Source organism: Citrobacter sedlakii (assembly GCF_018128425.1).
GTDB classification, from domain to species: domain Bacteria; phylum Pseudomonadota; class Gammaproteobacteria; order Enterobacterales; family Enterobacteriaceae; genus Citrobacter_A; species Citrobacter_A sedlakii.
In genome coordinates this window covers 1,203,618-1,222,069 of the sequence record NZ_CP071070.1, presented here as the reverse complement: position 1 = coordinate 1,222,069, position 18,452 = coordinate 1,203,618, and the positions used below count along the sequence as shown (strand labels likewise).

Genomic DNA, 18,452 nt, shown 5'->3' with positions numbered 1-18,452 from the left:
CGGCATTTGCGCCGGCTTTTTATTCTCTGCGTTGCCATCAGAAGTGCATTTTCAGTCCCAGTACGCCCTGTACCGGTTCTTCGATATATCGCCCTTGACGGTAACTAACCTCGCCATAGAACGTGGTATTTTCCGCCAGTTCCAGCGACGCTCCCGCGCCATAGCGTCCAGACGCCCCCTTCACATTATTATCAAAGCGTATGCCGTTAATGGCGACTTCGTTTGACTTCGCGGTTTCCTGAACCACTGCCGCATGGAAGTAAGGCTTCACTTCCGCGCGCCCCAGTGTGAACTGGCTACCGACGCGCGTACCGGCTTCCGCAATCAGCGAACGGGGCTTGCCGGTGTCCGCTTTCATGCCATTGCTGAGCGTGATGTTGGCCCGGTTTGCCTGAACGGCACTGGTACGGACATACGGCTCGGCATAAGTTTGTGCCGTCAGCCAATGACGATAACCGCTTTCCACCACGCCGCTCAGCGCATACTGATGCCAGTCGCCCCGGGTGTAACCTCCGTTGGTCATTTTCGCCTTCAGGTCGCTGTTCAGACGGTTGCCTTTCATTACGCCATCAACGTAAATCCCGGAGCGATCGAACCACGTGGCATACGCGCCCAGACCGTAGCTATTCAGGGTACTTTTCCCACCTCGCGCATGTCTTACCTCATTCGCAGAGCTGGACATCCAGACGCCGGTTAGCAGGTTTCCACGCTCAAATCGTGTGGTCTTATCCGCACCGATTTCAATGCCGTTTTGCTCCAGCCGATACGCCGCGCCATTGCTACTGTGAACGCGGCTGTTGCTGCCGGTGTAATGCCCCCATACACTTTTTTCCGGAAGATTATCCGCCGAAAGCGTTGAGCGCCAGGCACGGAAGCCATCCAGTTCAGCATTCACCACGCGCGTGATTGCCGACGCCATGTTGAGGATCGCATCCGTTGACGGCGTGGTCAGTTTATTTTCGTTACCGCCATTACCACCGGTATCGGGCTGCTCTCCACCGCCAGTACCAGGAATTTCTGTACCCGGTTGCTCTGTGCCTGGTTCTTCCGGCTCCGGTTCTTCAGGTTCCGGCTGCACGGTATTTCCGTTCGCCAGGCCCAGATACCAGATGTTACCCTCCAGTTGATCTTTACCTTGCTGGTGATAAAGCGAGTACATGTACACCCCCGCATCCAGCATTGCGACACGACGTTGTGCAGCGCTGACCAGCGTGAAGTCAATATTGCCCTCTTTATCATTCACCAGGTTGACGGTCAGATTGTCTGGATCGGCAATTTCCCGGCCTGAGTCATGGACGATGATATTGAACTGGCCAACGCCATTATCAATAGTGACAAAGTTCCCGTTACGTTCCGCCAATGACGTATTAAACAGAAACGATCCTGTCCCGCTCAGCGAACCGATCGATAACGCCGCATAATCGCCATCGCTGTCACGGAGAAACGAGACGATCCCTCGCTCCGACGACAGCGTATCGATTCGGGCAGGCAGCACACTGGTGGTATTGTCGTTTAAGTCAGTAATCGACAGAGTACCGCCTTTCAGCGTCAGGTCGCTGGCATATGCACCGGCTTCCATAATCATCTCGCCAGCCCCGTTGACAACCGTACTCCCCGTCGCCCGTGCGGAGGTATACAGCTGAAATGCTCCGCTGTTAACTACCGTGTCGTGCGCGGTGGTACCGCTTGCCAGAGTCATCACACTTGCGTCATTGAGGGTGGCGTTCCGCGCGCTCGCTGCGCCGGAAAGCCTCATCGTGCTCGTACCGTTGAGCGTCGTCCCGTTCGCCACGGTGTTTTCAGTCATGGTTAGCGCAGCGGTATCAAACAGCGTGGTATCCGTTAAGGCAGCATTGCCTTTGATATCCAGCGTACCGCTACCGGCGATTTGCGTATCGCTGGCCACCGCATTCATACTCATCAGCATCGTGCCGCCATTAATGACTGTCTTGCTGGCGCTGGCCGTTGAGTTCATATTTAAACGTCCGCCCTGCTCAACGTAAGTGTCTTCTGCTGAACCGGAAGCAGAGATATTCATATTCCCGCCAGATTGCACCCGCGTGTTTCGGGTCGAGGCATTGTCATGAAAACCCAAATATCCCCCGTTCGTGACCGTGGTGTTCTCCAGAAGCGAATGCTCTCTGATAAAAATTTTGCTATCTTTATTTACAACTGTATCGACACCATAAGAATTCCCATACATCGTTAATAACGATGTACCATTTAATACGGTATTACTTATCTGGCTATTATCGTAGGTGTAAATATACCCACCATCATCAACAAGCGTATCAGTGGCCGAGGCATCGCCATTGAGATAAAGCCGTCCATGTTGTTTAACATGCGTGTGAGTGGCTGTGGCATGATCGTTTAACGTCATATTACGATGCGTTGTGGTATATTCCGCCGTCGCCTTACCCGATAAGGTCACTGTACTGTTATCATTAATAATAGTATTACTTATTGACGCATTATCGTTAACATTTAAATAACTGATGCCGTTTAACGTGGTATTCGTCGCCGTCGCGTTATTGTTTAGAATGACAGTCGTGCTGGTTCCTTGCAGCACAGTATTATTTGCAAGAGTATTATCGTTCAGCGTCAGGAGACTGCGCCCCTTCAATGTCGTGTCTGCTAAGGAGACACGGTCTCCGGCAGTCAGATTACCGACATCAAGCAGAGTGGATTCTGCCTGAATAGCACCGCCAAGCGTTAACGTCTTCGATTTAGAAACGGACGTATTAATAATTTTGCCGCTGTCATTCAGTGAAACATCTTCTGTAGAAACCTTCAGACCGTCCTGAAGATATTCAGCACTGGCGTTAAACGCTGTACCGTATATAGCCGTCAGGCAAAAAAAGGCGACCTTATTGCGTCTCATATTTTTCCCAAAGATATTATTACAAATTTATAGAAATAACGTTGTCCGACTAAAGCAGACAGAAAATTGAAGTAGAGTTGAACGGAGGGTATTTCTTAATTGCGCGGATAATAGCCGTTTTCCCGCATGTTTATTTAAACCAAACCTAAACCACGAAAAAACTGACAAAACTATACTTACCAGCGCGAAAAATAACGTCGCTGATATATGTGTTGAATGAAGAGGAATAATATAAGTTTAATTATCGCCAAACTTTTAATCACGCCGGTGATTAATGCAAACAATAAAAAACCCCGGTCGCAGCGCGTGCCACCGGGGTTGATGAATCAGTCTGAGCAGTGTGCTTACAGACTTTCAGTAAAGGTACGAGCGATAACGTCGCGCTGCTGTTCCGGCGTCAGAGAGTTGAAACGCACGGCGTAACCGGAAACACGGATGGTCAGTTGCGGGTATTTTTCCGGATGCTTAACCGCATCTTCCAGCGTTTCGCGACGCAGTACGTTAACGTTCAGGTGCTGGCCCCCTTCCACACGCACTTCCGGTTTCACTTCCATCGGAATTTCGCGATATTCAATGTCGCCCAGTTTGTTTACTGCAACCACTTCGTCTTCGGCAAAACCTGCTTTTGCAACGATGCAGCGTGCTTCGCCTTTTTCGCTGTCCAGCAACCAGAAGGAATTCAGCAGGTCATCGTTAGCGGCTTTAGTAATCTGGATACCTGTAATCATGTGATGCCTCCCCGGCAAATTATTTGATTAGGGTTGGCCGTCTCGCGGCCAATTGGTAAAACCATTGTTGCTTGAGTGTATATATACCCCCCTGACACCCTTGATTCTTTGATTTAAATCAACAAAAACCACACCGCAAAAGTGGTGATACGATGAATTTATTGTTTTACATCAACTTACGCCTGACCCAGGCATAAACTTTTTACATAAATTTTCAACTTTATTAGAGGCATAGCGCACGCTGCCGGGCGACAGCAGTTTGCGCCATGCAAAGAAGCAGTTAAGCTATGTTGATTGAAAATTCGCAGGAGAGCGAGATGGCCACCGAATTAACCTGGCACGATGTGCTGGCTGAAGAGAAACAGCAGCCCTATTTTGTGAATACGCTACACACCGTTGCTGCAGAACGACAGTCAGGAATGACGATTTATCCGCCGCAAAAAGATGTATTTAACGCGTTTCGCTTCACCGAACTGGGCGAGGTAAAAGTCGTTATTCTCGGACAGGATCCCTATCACGGCCCCGGCCAGGCGCACGGGCTGGCGTTTTCCGTTCGTCCGGGCATTGCGCCGCCGCCGTCGCTGGTGAATATGTATAAAGAGCTGGAAGGCTCGATCCCGGGTTTTACCCGCCCCTCACACGGTTATCTTGAAAGCTGGGCGCGTCAGGGCGTGCTGTTGCTCAATACGGTATTAACCGTTCGGGCCGGCCAGGCGCATTCACACGCCAGTCTTGGATGGGAAACCTTCACCGATAAAGTGATCGCACTGATCAACCAGCATCGTGAAGGAGTGGTGTTCCTGCTCTGGGGATCGCACGCCCAGAAAAAAGGGGCAATTATTGATAAGCAACGTCATCATGTGCTGAAAGCGCCCCACCCGTCTCCGCTGTCGGCGCATCGCGGATTTTTTGGCTGCAATCATTTTGTTCTGGCGAATCAATGGCTGGAGCAGCGTGGCGAGAAGCCTGTTGACTGGATGCCGGTATTACCGGCAGAGAGCGAGTAAATCAGAGAATGCATGCCCGGCAAGCCCTTGCCGCCGGGCAACGTGTCGTTACGCTTTATTCTGACGCCACCATTCGGCAAGCAGTACGCCAGTCGCGACTGAGACGTTCAGACTTTCGACCTTCCCGGTACCATCGATCTTCACGCACAAATCGCTGGCATCATGCGCAGCGTCCGGCAGACCATCTGCTTCCTGGCCCAGCACAAGCACCACTTTTTCTGGCAAGGCAGTGCTGAACAACGGTTTACCTTGTTCGCTTGAGGTGGTCACGACGGTGTACCCCGCCTGACGGAAATCATCCAGCACATTCACAATACTGTCGCCGGTGATTGGCTGCACGTGCTCCGCGCCGCCTTCTGCGGTACGAATTGCCGCACCGGATTCCAGCAATGCTGCATCCTGCACCACGACGGCCTTCACGCCAAAATGGGCGCAACTGCGCATCATGCCGCCCAGGTTGTGCGGGTTAGACTCTTTTTCCAGCGCCAGCACGCAGTCCTGCGCCCCCGCCTGACTCACCCATTGTTTAACGGTGGTGCCGTTACGTTTTTTGATGAGGAAACAAACGCCGCCGTGATGTTCAGTACCCGAGGCTTTCGCCAGCTCCGCTTCATCTACCACGTGATACGCTTTGCGGTTCGCCGCCATCCAGCGTAGCGCTTCTTTAAAACGAGGGGTAACGCTCTGAATGAACCATGCGCGGACAATGGCTTCCGGACGGCTCTGGAACAGAGCCTGGCAGGCATTTTCGCCGTAAACGCGGGTCTCTTCCGCGCGCTGACGACGCAACACTTCAGGATCGATAAAACTTTTACCGCTGATCCCACCGTGATCGGCTTTTTCCGGCGTCTCGTCACCGGGAGCCCGGGACACAGTACGCCACGGCGAATCTTCACGCTTGCGATCGCGGTTCTGAGAGGGTCGTTCATCGCGGGCGGGGCGACGGCCACCGTCAGCACGAGATTTTCCTGGACGTCCGCCCCCTTTCCCGGTTCGCGGGTTATAGGTACGTTTATCAGAATCATCATCACTGCGGACATACATCACTTTGACCTTGCCGCTTTTGTTTTTCAATTCATCGTTCATGCTTTTCTCCACCAGCGCTGCGCGAAGCGCGCAGATTACCCGATGTACACTGAGTTAGCCATTATTTCATTTAAAAGCTTATGACTATTGTACTCATTGAATAAAACACATTGTTGTTTAAAACAGTCTCGTCGATAATATGTAACATATTGGAAACATATCGGCGTTCGTGCCGTTCATTATCCCTACTCATCCAGAGGTTAGTTATGAATACCGTTTGTACCAGCTGCCAGGCCATCAACCGCATTCCCGACGATCGGGTTGAGGATGCGGCAAAATGCGGACGCTGTGGTCACGACCTGTTTGACGGAGAGGTGATCAATGCGACCGGTGAAACGCTGGATAAACTGCTGAAGGACGATCTGCCTGTTGTGATCGACTTCTGGGCGCCGTGGTGTGGCCCATGCCGTAACTTCGCCCCCATTTTTGAAGACGTCGCCGAAGAACGCAGCGGTAAAGTGCGTTTCGTGAAAGTAAATACTGAAGCAGAGCGAGAACTCAGCGCCCGCTTCGGCATTCGCAGCATTCCAACCATTATGATCTTAAAGCACGGTCAGGTTGTGGATATGCTCAATGGCGCAGTGCCAAAAGCGCCATTTGATAGTTGGCTGAACGAATCGCTGTAATCTCGTCGGGGCGCATCTTGTGCCCCGTTTTTACCTCTGCGACAATGGCGTTTTTCGACGCACTTCTCAATCCCTAATGACTGAAAACGCTGTTCTTAAGCTTCGTGCTGAACGTCTTGCACGCGCCACGCGCCCTTTTCTCGCCCGCGGTAATCGCATTCGTCGCTGCCAGCGCTGTTTACTGCCGCTGAAACTGTGCCTGTGCGCGACCCTGGCGCCTTCGTGGGCGAAGAGTCGTTTCTGTTTGGTGATGTTTGATACCGAACCGATGAAGCCCAGTAATACCGGACGACTGATTGCCGATACGTTGCCGGATACCGCGGCGTTTCAATGGTCGCGAACCGAACCGCCGCAGGCGTTGCTGGATTTAGTGCAAGACCCCGCGTATCAGCCGATGGTGGTTTTTCCCGCCTCGTATGCCAGCGAAGAACGTGAAGTGATCCTGGCGCCCCCCACCGGTAAACCACCGCTGTTCATTATGCTCGACGGCACCTGGCCGGAAGCGCGCAAAATGTTCCATAAAAGCCCCTACCTCGACCACCTGCCGGTGATTTCCGTCGACCTGTCGCGCCTGTCGGCCTATCATCTGCGCGGCATCCATGCCGAAGGGCAATATTGCACCGCCGAGGTGGCTATCGCCCTGCTGGATCTGGCTGGTGATACCGACGCCGCAGGTGCGCTTGGCGAACACTTTAGCCGCTTCAAAACCCGCTATCTCGCAGGAAAAACCCAACATCAGGGAAGCGTCACAGCACAATTAGCAGAAAGCGTTTAAAATCATTCGGTCATCTCTACGTAAGGGAAACCGATATGAGTCAGCGAGGGCTGGAAGCGCTACTGCGACCCAAATCGATAGCCGTGATTGGCGCATCGATGAAACCCAACCGGGCGGGTTACCTGATGATGCGCAATCTGTTGGCAGGCGGCTTTAACGGTCCAGTTCTTCCCGTCACGCCCGCCTGGAAAGCGGTATTAGGCGTACTGGCCTGGCCGAACGTCGACAGTCTGCCTTTTACGCCTGACCTCGCCGTATTGTGCACCAATGCCAGCCGCAATCTGGCGCTGCTGGAAGCGCTGGGAGAAAAGGGCTGCAAAACCTGCATTATTCTTTCCGCCCCCGCGTCTTTACATGCTGAATTATTGTCCTGTGCCGCGCGCTATAAAATGCGACTGCTTGGCCCTAACAGCCTTGGGCTGCTCGCGCCCTGGCAAGGGCTCAATGCCAGCTTTTCTCCGGTACCGATTAAACGCGGTAAGCTGGCGTTTATCTCCCAGTCCGCTGCGGTGTCGAACACTATTCTCGATTGGGCGCAGCAGCGCGAAATGGGCTTTTCCTACTTTATTGCACTTGGCGATAGCCTCGACATTGATGTCGACGAATTGCTTGACTATCTCTCCCGTGACAGTAAAACGAGCGCCATTCTGCTTTATCTGGAACACTTAAGCGATGCCAGACGGTTTGTCTCTGCCGCTCGCAGCGCCTCGCGCAATAAACCGATTCTGGTGATCAAAAGCGGTCGCAGCCCGGCTGCCCAGCGTTTATTACAGACCAGCGCCGGAATGGACCCTGCCTGGGATGCCGCTATTCAGCGCGCAGGCTTGCTGCGCGTGCAGGATACTCACGAACTGTTTTCCGCGGTAGAAACGCTGAGTCATATGCGTCCTTTGCGCGGCGACAGGCTAATGATTATCAGCAATGGCGCAGCGCCGGCGGCGCTGGCGTTGGATGAACTTTGGTCGCGTAACGGCAAACTGGCCACGCTGAGTGAAGAGACGTGCCAGAAGCTACGCGATCTTCTCCCTGCGCACGTTGAAGTAGCTAACCCGTTGGATCTTCGCGATGATGCCAGCATTGCGCATTACACTAAAACGCTGGAATGCCTCCTCGCCAGTCAGGATTTTGACGCGTTGATGGTTATACACTCCCCCAGCGCCACCGCGCCGGGTACCGAGACCGCTCAGGCGCTGATAGAAACCGTTAGCCACCATCCGCGCGGCAAGTTTGTTTCGTTGTTAACCAACTGGTGCGGAGAGTTTTCCTCTCAGGAAGCCCGACGGTTATTTAGCGAAGCCGGACTGCCAACCTATCGCACCCCGGAAGGCACCATTACCGCGTTTATGCATATGGTGGAATACCGGCGAAACCAGAAACAATTGCGGGAAACGCCCGCGTTGCCCAGCAATCTCACCGCCAATACGACGCAAGCCCATGACCTGCTTCAGCAGGCGATTCACGAGGGTGCGACATCATTAGATACTCATGAAGTTCAGCCCATTCTTCAAGCCTATGGGTTGCATACGCTTCCCACCTGGATTGCCAGCGACAGTGCCGAAGCAGTGCATATCGCCGAGCAAATCGGCTACCCAGTCGCGCTCAAGCTGCGTTCGCCGGATATTCCCCATAAATCAGAAGTACAGGGGGTCATGCTGTATCTGCGCACGGCGAATGAGGTTCAGCAGGCGGCCAATGCTATCTTTGATCGGGTAAAAATGGCCTGGCCGCAAGCGCGCATACACGGTCTGCTGGTGCAAAGCATGGCAAACCGCGCGGGCGCGCAGGAGTTGCGCGTGGTTGTGGAGCACGATCCGGTGTTTGGCCCATTGATTATGTTGGGCGAAGGCGGCGTGGAGTGGCACCCTGAAGAACAGGCTGTCGTTGCGCTTCCGCCGCTGAACATGAATCTGGCGCGTTACCTGGTTATTCAGGGAATAAAAAGTAAGAAGATCCGCGGGCGTAGCGCTTTGCGTCCGCTGGATGTGGCGGGTCTGAGCCAGTTACTGGTGCAGGTGTCGAACCTGATTGTCGACTGCCCGGAGATCCAGCGACTGGATATCCATCCGCTGCTGGCCTCAGCCGGAGAGTTTACCGCGCTGGATGTCACTCTGGATATCGCGCCCTTTGAAGGTGATAACGAAAGTCGCCTTGCCGTGCGTCCCTATCCTCATCAATTAGAAGAATGGGTCGAGATGAAAAATGGCGAGCGCTGCCTGTTCCGACCTATCCTGCCGGAGGATGAGCCTCATCTTCAGCAGTTCATTTCCCAGGTCACCAAAGAAGATCTTTATTACCGCTATTTTAGTGAGATCAATGAATTTACCCACGAAGATTTAGCTAACATGACGCAGATCGACTACGATCGGGAAATGGCATTTGTCGCAGTGAGACGCGTTGAGCAAACGGAAGAAATTCTCGGCGTCACCCGCGCGATTTCCGATCCGGATAACGTTGATGCGGAGTTTGCCGTCCTGGTGCGTTCCGATCTCAAAGGGTTAGGATTAGGTCGTCGATTGCTGGAAAAATTAATTACCTATACCCGGGATCACGGACTCAGACGGCTGAATGGGATTACGATGCCTAACAATCGCGGCATGGTGGCGCTGGCTCGTAAGCTCGGTTTCCACGTGGATATCCAGCTTGAAGAGGGTATCGTTGGGCTAACGCTTGAGCTTGCGCCGCCCGAGGAATCGTGAGTAAGGTACTGGAAATGTTGACCACTTTAACGGGGACGGTGTTATCATTGCCCGCTTATGTCGTCTGCATAGCACAGAGGACCCTTCAATGAACAGAGAAGAAATGCACTGTGATGTTGTCAAAATTTAAGCGTAATAAACATCAACAACACCTTGCCCAACTACCGAAGATTTCTCAATCAGTTGATGATGTCGATTTCTTTTATGCTCCTGCCAGGTTCAGGGAGACTCTGCTGGAGAAAATAGCCGGCGCGAAGCAACGCATTTGCATCATCGCCCTGTATCTGGAACAGGATGACGGTGGCAAAGGCATCCTCAACGCGCTTTATGAGGCGAAACGGCAGCGGCCGGAACTCGACGTTCGGGTGCTTGTCGACTGGCATCGTGCGCAACGTGGACGAATCGGCGCGGCGGCATCGAATACCAATGCCGACTGGTACTGCCGGATGGCACATGAAAACCCCGGCGTCGACGTACCGGTCTACGGCGTTCCCATCAACACTCGTGAAGCCCTTGGCGTTCTCCATTTCAAAGGCTTTATCATTGATGACAGCGTGCTGTACAGCGGCGCTAGCCTGAACGACGTCTACCTGCATCAGCATGATAAATATCGTTATGATCGCTATCACCTGATCCGTAACGCCAAAATGGCTGACATCATGTTCGAATGGGTCACCCAGAACCTGATGCAGGGTCGTGGCGTTAATCGACTGGATGATACTCAACGTCCAAAAAGTCCGGAAATCAAAAATGATATTCGTCTGTATCGCCAGGAGTTACGCGATGCGGCCTACCATTTTCAGGGCGATGCGAACAACGATCAGCTTTCCGTGACGCCATTAGTAGGCCTGGGTAAATCCAGCCTGCTCAATAAAACCATCTTTCATTTGATGCCGTGCACGGAACATAAGCTTACGATTTGCACGCCTTACTTCAACCTGCCAGCGATTCTGGTGCGCAACATTATTCAGTTGCTGCGTGAAGGTAAAAAGGTGGAGATCATCGTCGGAGATAAAACCGCCAACGATTTTTATATTCCGGAAAACGAGCCGTTTAAGATTATCGGCGCTCTGCCCTATCTCTATGAGATTAACCTGCGGCGTTTCCTGAGCCGTCTGCAATACTATGTGAATACCGATCAGCTCGTCGTCCGTCTGTGGAAAGACGAAGATAATTCTTATCATCTCAAAGGCATGTGGGTGGATGACAATTGGATGTTGCTTACCGGGAATAACCTCAATCCGCGCGCCTGGCGTCTGGATCTGGAAAATGCGATCCTGATTCACGATCCTCAGCAAGAACTGGCGGCGCAAAGAGAAAAAGAACTGGATCTGATCCGTACGCATACTACGATCGTTAAACATTATCGCGATCTTCAAAGCATCGCTGATTATCCGGTCAAAGTCCGTAAACTTATTCGCCGACTTCGCCGGATTCGGATCGACAGGCTTATTAGTCGTATTCTGTAATCAAAACCCCGTCCTGTACGGGGTTTTCTGTATGGAGGTGCCGGTGCGTATACTTCTTGTTCTGAGCGTCTTTGTTCTTTCGGGATGTAGCCATCTGGCTCAGGACAGCTGGCACGGGCAGGATAAGGCTCAGCATTTTATCGCCTCCGCGATGCTTTCAGCCGCAGGTAACGAATATGCGCAACATCAGGGTATGAGCCGCGATCGCAGCGCCGCATTTGGTTTGATGTTTTCGCTCAGCCTTGGCGCGTCAAAAGAACTTTGGGACAGCCGCCCTGAAGGGAGCGGCTGGAGCTGGAAAGATTTCGCCTGGGATGTCGCCGGTGCAACCACTGGCTATGCCGTCTGGCAGCTGGCGCATCATAACTAAAGGCGCAGCCCTTTACCCTTGCGGTGCAGCATCAGCGAAACTAAAAACGCGACGATCGCCATCACTGTGACATACCAGAAGAAAGAGGTTTCCATGCCGACAGACTTCAGCGACAGCGCGACGTATTCCGCGGAACCACCAAACAGCGCATTCGCCACCGCATAGGAAAGACCAACACCCAGCGCGCGAACCTGCGCCGGAAACATTTCGGCCTTCAGAATCCCACTGATTGAAGTGTAGAAGCTGACAATTAGCAATGCGCACATGACCAATCCAAAGGCTGCGTAAGGCGATGTCACGTTCTGTAGCGCGGATAAAATGGGTACGGTAAACAGTGTCGCCAGCGCGCCAAAACACAGCATCGAGGTACGTCGACCAATTTTATCAGACAGGGCGCCAAACAACGGCTGAACAAGCATGTATACAAACAGAGCGGCAGTCATAATTCCGCTGGCCACGTTGGCATGCATCCCGGCGGTATTCACCAGATACTTTTGCATGTAAGTCGTGAAAGTATAGAAACAGAGGGAACCCGCGGCAGTGAATCCGAGCACCATGATAAATGCTCTGCGGTTTCGCCATAGTCCTTTCAGCGAGCCTGCTTCTTTCAGAGCTCGGGTTTCCTGCTTTGACGTTTCGTCAAGCTGACGACGCAGCCAGAGCGCGACCACGGCCAGTACTGCGCCTAACGCAAAGGGTATACGCCACCCCCATTCTCTGAGCGCTGCATCCTCCATGGTGTGCTGTAAGACTACTACAACCAGCAGCGCCAGCAATTGCCCACCAATCAGCGTCACATACTGAAACGAGGCATAAAAACCTTTTCGTCCTTCTACAGCGACTTCACTCATATAGGTTGCGCTGGTGCCATATTCTCCACCAACAGACAGCCCCTGAAACAGACGGGCAAGCAGTAACAGCGCTGGCGCCCATGTGCCGATGGTTTCATAACCGGGAAGACAGGCGATCACCAGCGATCCCATACACATCATACACACCGATAACAGCATGGATTTTTTTCGCCCATGTTTATCGGCTATCCGACCGAACAGCCAGCCGCCAATAGGGCGCATTAAAAAGCCTGCGGCAAAGACGCCTGCGGTCTGGAGAAGTTGAGTTGTGGTGTTACCCGAGGGGAAGAAGATGTGCGCAAAGTAGAGGGAACAGAAGGAATAGACGTAGAAATCAAACCATTCAACCAGATTCCCGGATGAGGCACCGACAATTGCCCATACGCGGCGACGGGTATCACTGTCGGTCAGTGACCCGTTCACAGTTACACTGCTTTCTGTCATTAGAATTGTACTCCTGCCAAAGATCTGATTGTGATCATCAGTTGTGTTTGCTGTCATTTTGGTAAATGAAATGTTATTCAATTGTTATATATTATTATGTGACAGGGGTCGAGGATTTAATTAGCAGTAGAAGGAATTCAGAGGAAGCTCAGTGTGTATGGGGGTCAGGACCCGACTTTTACCATAGCCTGACGGCAATCGGTCTGCAGAGCAGTTGGTCAACTTAGGCGCCAGAAGGATGCTTGTTCGCGGCGGATGTCGCTGCGCTGAGATGGCCTGTACCAGAAACGCAAAAAGCCCATCCGTCAGGATGGGCTTTTCACTTGTTTGATGCCTGGCAGTTCCCTACTCTCGCATGGGGAGACCCCACACTACCATCGGCGCTACGGCGTTTCACTTCTGAGTTCGGCATGGGGTCAGGTGGGACCACCGCGCTACGGCCGCCAGGCAAATTCTTTGTGCTCTGTACGCAATACTTTATCGCATCAGCGGCGCTGGCTGCGCAAACTATTGCGTACTTAACTCTGAATCAATGCTGAAAATCTCTCAATCCGCCAAAACATCTTCGGCGTTGTAAGGTTAAGCCTCACGGTTCATTAGTACCGGTTAGCTCAACGCATCGCTGCGCTTACACACCCGGCCTATCAACGTCGTCGTCTTCAACGTTCCTTCAGGAGACTTAAAGTCTCAGGGAGAACTCATCTCGGGGCAAGTTTCGTGCTTAGATGCTTTCAGCACTTATCTCTTCCGCATTTAGCTACCGGGCAGTGCCATTGGCATGACAACCCGAACACCAGTGATGCGTCCACTCCGGTCCTCTCGTACTAGGAGCAGCCCCCCTCAGTTCTCCAGCGCCCACGGCAGATAGGGACCGAACTGTCTCACGACGTTCTAAACCCAGCTCGCGTACCACTTTAAATGGCGAACAGCCATACCCTTGGGACCTACTTCAGCCCCAGGATGTGATGAGCCGACATCGAGGTGCCAAACACCGCCGTCGATATGAACTCTTGGGCGGTATCAGCCTGTTATCCCCGGAGTACCTTTTATCCGTTGAGCGATGGCCCTTCCATTCAGAACCACCGGATCACTATGACCTGCTTTCGCACCTGCTCGCGCCGTCACGCTCGCAGTCAAGCTGGCTTATGCCATTGCACTAACCTCCTGATGTCCGACCAGGATTAGCCAACCTTCGTGCTCCTCCGTTACTCTTTAGGAGGAGACCGCCCCAGTCAAACTACCCACCAGACACTGTCCGCAACCCGGATTACGGGCCTACGTTAGAACACCAGCCATTAAAGGGTGGTATTTCAAGGGCGGCTCCACGCAGACTGGCGTCCACGCTTCAAAGCCTCCCACCTATCCTACACATCAAGGACCAGTGTTCAGTGTCAAGCTATAGTAAAGGTTCACGGGGTCTTTCCGTCTTGCCGCGGGTACACTGCATCTTCACAGCGAGTTCAATTTCACTGAGTCTCGGGTGGAGACAGCCTGGCCATCATTACGCCATTCGTGCAGGTCGGAACTTACCCGACAAGGAATTTCGCTACCTTAGGACCGTTATAGTTACGGCCGCCGTTTACCGGGGCTTCGATCAAGAGCTTCTCCTTACGGATAACCCCATCAATTAACCTTCCGGCACCGGGCAGGCGTCACACCGTATACGTCCACTTTCGTGTTTGCACAGTGCTGTGTTTTTAATAAACAGTTGCAGCCAGCTGGTATCTTCGACTGATTTCAGCTCCATGAGTAAATCACTTCACCTACATATCAGCGTGCCTTCTCCCGAAGTTACGGCACCATTTTGCCTAGTTCCTTCACCCGAGTTCTCTCAAGCGCCTTGGTATTCTCTACCTGACCACCTGTGTCGGTTTGGGGTACGATTTGATGTTACCTGATGCTTAGAGGCTTTTCCTGGAAGCAGGGCATTTGTCACTTCAGCACCGTAGTGCCTCGTCATCACGCCTCAGTGTTAAAGTGAACCGGATTTACCTGGAACACACACCTACACGCTTAAACCGGGACAACCGTCGCCCGGCCGACATAGCCTTCTCCGTCCCCCCTTCGCAGTAACACCAAGTACAGGAATATTAACCTGTTTCCCATCGACTACGCCTTTCGGCCTCGCCTTAGGGGTCGACTCACCCTGCCCCGATTAACGTTGGACAGGAACCCTTGGTCTTCCGGCGAGCGGGCTTTTCACCCGCTTTATCGTTACTTATGTCAGCATTCGCACTTCTGATACCTCCAGCATGCCTCACAGCACACCTTCAACGGCTTACAGAACGCTCCCCTACCCAACAACACATAGTGTCGCTGCCGCAGCTTCGGTGCATGGTTTAGCCCCGTTACATCTTCCGCGCAGGCCGACTCGACCAGTGAGCTATTACGCTTTCTTTAAATGATGGCTGCTTCTAAGCCAACATCCTGGCTGTCTGAGCCTTCCCACATCGTTTCCCACTTAACCATGACTTTGGGACCTTAGCTGGCGGTCTGGGTTGTTTCCCTCTTCACGACGGACGTTAGCACCCGCCGTGTGTCTCCCGTGATAACATTCTCCGGTATTCGCAGTTTGCATCGGGTTGGTAAGCCGGGATGGCCCCCTAGCCGAAACAGTGCTCTACCCCCGGAGATGAATTCACGAGGCGCTACCTAAATAGCTTTCGGGGAGAACCAGCTATCTCCCGGTTTGATTGGCCTTTCACCCCCAGCCACAGGTCATCCGCTAATTTTTCAACATTAGTCGGTTCGGTCCTCCAGTTAGTGTTACCCAACCTTCAACCTGCCCATGGCTAGATCACCGGGTTTCGGGTCTATACCCTGCAACTTAACGCCCAGTTAAGACTCGGTTTCCCTGCGGCTCCCCTATACGGTTAACCTTGCTACAGAATATAAGTCGCTGACCCATTATACAAAAGGTACGCAGTCACCCCATAAAGAGGCTCCCACTGCTTGTACGTACACGGTTTCAGGTTCTTTTTCACTCCCCTCGCCGGGGTTCTTTTCGCCTTTCCCTCACGGTACTGGTTCACTATCGGTCAGTCAGGAGTATTTAGCCTTGGAGGATGGTCCCCCCATATTCAGACAGGATACCACGTGTCCCGCCCTACTCATCGAGCTCACAACCGGTGCGGTTTTGTGTACGGGGCTGTCACCCTGTATCGCGTGCCTTTCCAGACACTTCCACTACCACACTGGCTGATTCAGGCTCTGGGCTGCTCCCCGTTCGCTCGCCGCTACTGGGGGAATCTCGGTTGATTTCTTTTCCTCGGGGTACTTAGATGTTTCAGTTCCCCCGGTTCGCCTCGTTAACCTATGTATTCAGTTAACGATAGTGTGACGAATCACACTGGGTTTCCCCATTCGGACATCGCCGGGTCAAAGGTTCATATCACCTCGCCGACGCTTTTCGCAGATTAGCACGTCCTTCATCGCCTCTGACTGCCAGGGCATCCACCGTGTACGCTTGGTCGCTTAACCTCACAACCCGAAGATGTTTCACTTCTGATTGCGATAATTGAGAGACTCACGAACAACTTTCGTTGTTCTGTGTTTCAATTTTCAGCTTGATCCAGATTTTTAAAGAGCAAATATCTCAAACATGACTCGCAAGTCAGTTTTGAGATATAACGGCCGGCGACTTTCACTCACACAAACCAGCAAGTGGCGTCCCCTAGGGGATTCGAACCCCTGTTACCGCCGTGAAAGGGCGGTGTCCTGGGCCTCTAGACGAAGGGGACACAAAGTCTCAATCGCAAGACGCCTTGCTTCTCTACATCTATCAGACAATCTGTGTGAGCACTACAAAGGCAGGTTCTTTAAGGTAAGGAGGTGATCCAACCGCAGGTTCCCCTACGGTTACCTTGTTACGACTTCACCCCAGTCATGAATCACAAAGTGGTAAGCGCCCTCCCGAAGGTTAAGCTACCTACTTCTTTTGCAACCCACTCCCATGGTGTGACGGGCGGTGTGTACAAGGCCCGGGAACGTATTCACCGTGGCATTCTGATCCACGATTACTAGCGATTCCGACTTCATGGAGTCGAGTTGCAGACTCCAATCCGGACTACGACATACTTTATGAGGTCCGCTTGCTCTCGCGAGGTCGCTTCTCTTTGTATATGCCATTGTAGCACGTGTGTAGCCCTGGTCGTAAGGGCCATGATGACTTGACGTCATCCCCACCTTCCTCCAGTTTATCACTGGCAGTCTCCTTTGAGTTCCCGGCCGGACCGCTGGCAACAAAGGATAAGGGTTGCGCTCGTTGCGGGACTTAACCCAACATTTCACAACACGAGCTGACGACAGCCATGCAGCACCTGTCTCACGGTTCCCGAAGGCACAACCGCATCTCTGCAGTCTTCCGTGGATGTCAAGACCAGGTAAGGTTCTTCGCGTTGCATCGAATTAAACCACATGCTCCACCGCTTGTGCGGGCCCCCGTCAATTCATTTGAGTTTTAACCTTGCGGCCGTACTCCCCAGGCGGTCTACTTAACGCGTTAGCTCCGGAAGCCACGCCTCAAGGGCACAGCCTCCAAGTAGACATCGTTTACGGCGTGGACTACCAGGGTATCTAATCCTGTTTGCTCCCCACGCTTTCGCACCTGAGCGTCAGTCTTCGTCCAGGGGGCCGCCTTCGCCACCGGTATTCCTCCAGATCTCTACGCATTTCACCGCTACACCTGGAATTCTACCCCCCTCTACGAGACTCAAGCCTGCCAGTTTCGAATGCAGTTCCCAGGTTGAGCCCGGGGATTTCACATCCGACTTGACAGACCGCCTGCGTGCGCTTTACGCCCAGTAATTCCGATTAACGCTTGCACCCTCCGTATTACCGCGGCTGCTGGCACGGAGTTAGCCGGTGCTTCTTCTGCGGGTAACGTCAATGACTGCGGTTATTAACCACAATCCCTTCCTCCCCGCTGAAAGTACTTTACAACCCGAAGGCCTTCTTCATACACGCGGCATGGCTGCATCAGGCTTGCGCCCATTGTGCAATATTCCCCACTGCTGCCTCCCGTAGGAGTCTGGACCGTGTCTCAGTTCCAGTGTGGCTGGTCATCCTCTCAGACCAGCTAGGGATCGTCGCCTTGGTGAGCCGTTACCTCACCAACAAGCTAATCCCATCTGGGCACATCCGGTGGCAAGAGGCCCGAAGGTCCCCCTCTTTGGTCTTGCGACGTTATGCGGTATTAGCTACCGTTTCCAGTAGTTATCCCCCTCCACCGGGCAGTTTCCCAGACATTACTCACCCGTCCGCCACTCGTCAGCGAAGCAGCAAGCTGCTTCCTGTTACCGTTCGACTTGCATGTGTTAGGCCTGCCGCCAGCGTTCAATCTGAGCCATGATCAAACTCTTCAATTTAAGTTTGATGCTCGTGAATTAAACTTCGTAATGAATTACGTGTTCACTCAGAGACTTGGTATTCATTTTTCGTCTTGCGACGTTAAGAATCCATGTCACTTTGAGTGCCCACACAGATTGTCTGATAAATTGTTAAAGAGCAGTGCCGCTTCG

General features: G+C 52.7%; 10 protein-coding genes, 1 tRNA gene and 3 rRNA genes. 6 read left to right on the top strand and 8 right to left on the bottom strand.

Annotated features, from left to right (window positions below):
- Nucleotides 1-37 precede the first annotated feature (37 nt).
- Both JY391_RS05750 and grcA read right to left on the bottom strand, forming a co-directional pair.
- Nucleotides 38-2,881, bottom strand: coding sequence for an autotransporter outer membrane beta-barrel domain-containing protein (locus JY391_RS05750; RefSeq protein WP_211935370.1), 2,844 nt, complete (start codon nt 2,879-2,881; stop codon nt 38-40).
- A gap of 344 nt (nt 2,882-3,225) precedes the next feature.
- Nucleotides 3,226-3,609: an autonomous glycyl radical cofactor GrcA gene (grcA, locus tag JY391_RS05745; protein ID WP_042291706.1), complete on the bottom strand. Its 384-nt coding sequence runs from the start codon at nt 3,607-3,609 to the stop codon at nt 3,226-3,228.
- A 317-nt stretch (nt 3,610-3,926) separates the two neighbouring features.
- Between grcA and ung the strand changes: the two genes are divergently transcribed.
- Nucleotides 3,927-4,616, top strand: a complete 690-nt coding sequence (gene ung / locus JY391_RS05740) for a uracil-DNA glycosylase (RefSeq protein WP_042291757.1) — start codon at nt 3,927-3,929, stop codon at nt 4,614-4,616.
- Nucleotides 4,617-4,664: 48 nt separating this feature from the next.
- Here ung and JY391_RS05735 read toward each other — a convergent pair whose 3' ends face one another.
- Nucleotides 4,665-5,702 carry a tRNA/rRNA methyltransferase gene (locus JY391_RS05735; RefSeq protein WP_042291709.1) on the bottom strand — a complete coding sequence of 346 codons (1,038 nt, stop codon included), beginning with the start codon at nt 5,700-5,702 and terminating at the stop codon, nt 4,665-4,667.
- Between the two features lie 206 nt (nt 5,703-5,908).
- Here JY391_RS05735 and trxC point away from each other — a divergent pair, with 206 nt between their 5' ends.
- The 5 genes from trxC to JY391_RS05710 all read left to right on the top strand — a co-directional run bounded on the left by trxC (nt 5,909) and on the right by JY391_RS05710 (nt 11,638).
- On the top strand, nt 5,909-6,328 hold the full coding sequence (gene trxC, locus JY391_RS05730) for a thioredoxin TrxC (protein ID WP_042291710.1): 420 nt from the start codon (nt 5,909-5,911) through the stop codon (nt 6,326-6,328).
- Between the two features lie 76 nt (nt 6,329-6,404).
- Nucleotides 6,405-7,103 carry a tRNA-uridine aminocarboxypropyltransferase gene (gene tapT / locus JY391_RS05725; RefSeq protein WP_211935369.1) on the top strand — a complete coding sequence of 233 codons (699 nt, stop codon included), beginning with the start codon at nt 6,405-6,407 and terminating at the stop codon, nt 7,101-7,103.
- A 35-nt stretch (nt 7,104-7,138) separates the two neighbouring features.
- Nucleotides 7,139-9,799, top strand: coding sequence for a bifunctional acetate--CoA ligase family protein/GNAT family N-acetyltransferase (locus JY391_RS05720; RefSeq protein ID WP_042291716.1), 2,661 nt, complete (start codon nt 7,139-7,141; stop codon nt 9,797-9,799).
- A gap of 113 nt (nt 9,800-9,912) precedes the next feature.
- Nucleotides 9,913-11,268: a CDP-diacylglycerol--serine O-phosphatidyltransferase gene (gene pssA / locus JY391_RS05715; protein ID WP_042291718.1), complete on the top strand. Its 1,356-nt coding sequence runs from the start codon at nt 9,913-9,915 to the stop codon at nt 11,266-11,268.
- A gap of 43 nt (nt 11,269-11,311) precedes the next feature.
- Nucleotides 11,312-11,638 carry a YfiM family lipoprotein gene (locus tag JY391_RS05710; protein WP_060570596.1) on the top strand — a complete coding sequence of 109 codons (327 nt, stop codon included), beginning with the start codon at nt 11,312-11,314 and terminating at the stop codon, nt 11,636-11,638.
- Here JY391_RS05710 and kgtP read toward each other — a convergent pair.
- The 5 genes from kgtP to JY391_RS05685 form a co-directional block, all read right to left on the bottom strand.
- Nucleotides 11,635-12,933 carry an alpha-ketoglutarate permease gene (kgtP, locus tag JY391_RS05705; RefSeq protein WP_199956559.1) on the bottom strand — a complete coding sequence of 433 codons (1,299 nt, stop codon included), beginning with the start codon at nt 12,931-12,933 and terminating at the stop codon, nt 11,635-11,637. The genes JY391_RS05710 and kgtP overlap by 4 nt on opposite strands.
- A 332-nt stretch (nt 12,934-13,265) precedes the next feature.
- Nucleotides 13,266-13,381: ribosomal RNA gene (rrf, locus tag JY391_RS05700) — 5S ribosomal RNA — on the bottom strand.
- A gap of 127 nt (nt 13,382-13,508) precedes the next feature.
- Nucleotides 13,509-16,413: ribosomal RNA gene (locus tag JY391_RS05695) — 23S ribosomal RNA — on the bottom strand.
- Between the two features lie 184 nt (nt 16,414-16,597).
- Nucleotides 16,598-16,673 (bottom strand) — tRNA-Glu (locus JY391_RS05690).
- 84 nt (nt 16,674-16,757) lie between these two features.
- A 16S ribosomal RNA gene (locus JY391_RS05685) occupies nt 16,758-18,299 on the bottom strand.
- Together the 16S, 23S and 5S rRNA genes with 1 tRNA gene alongside form the textbook arrangement of a ribosomal RNA operon.
- Between the last annotated feature and the right edge of the window lie 153 nt (nt 18,300-18,452).

Bases quoted from the DNA above. Each gene is read 5' to 3' on its own strand.
- JY391_RS05735 (WP_042291709.1), bottom strand. From the start codon at position 5,702: ATGAACGATGAATTGAAAAACAAAAGCGGCAAGGTCAAAGTGATGTAT.
- JY391_RS05750 (WP_211935370.1), bottom strand. From the start codon at position 2,881: ATGAGACGCAATAAGGTCGCCTTTTTTTGCCTGACGGCTATATACGGT.
- trxC (WP_042291710.1), top strand. From the start codon at position 5,909: ATGAATACCGTTTGTACCAGCTGCCAGGCCATCAACCGCATTCCCGAC.
- ung (WP_042291757.1), top strand. From the start codon at position 3,927: ATGGCCACCGAATTAACCTGGCACGATGTGCTGGCTGAAGAGAAACAG.
- grcA (WP_042291706.1), bottom strand. From the start codon at position 3,609: ATGATTACAGGTATCCAGATTACTAAAGCCGCTAACGATGACCTGCTG.
- JY391_RS05720 (WP_042291716.1), top strand. From the start codon at position 7,139: ATGAGTCAGCGAGGGCTGGAAGCGCTACTGCGACCCAAATCGATAGCC.
- kgtP (WP_199956559.1), bottom strand. From the start codon at position 12,933: ATGACAGAAAGCAGTGTAACTGTGAACGGGTCACTGACCGACAGTGAT.
- pssA (WP_042291718.1), top strand. From the start codon at position 9,913: ATGTTGTCAAAATTTAAGCGTAATAAACATCAACAACACCTTGCCCAA.
- tapT (WP_211935369.1), top strand. From the start codon at position 6,405: ATGACTGAAAACGCTGTTCTTAAGCTTCGTGCTGAACGTCTTGCACGC.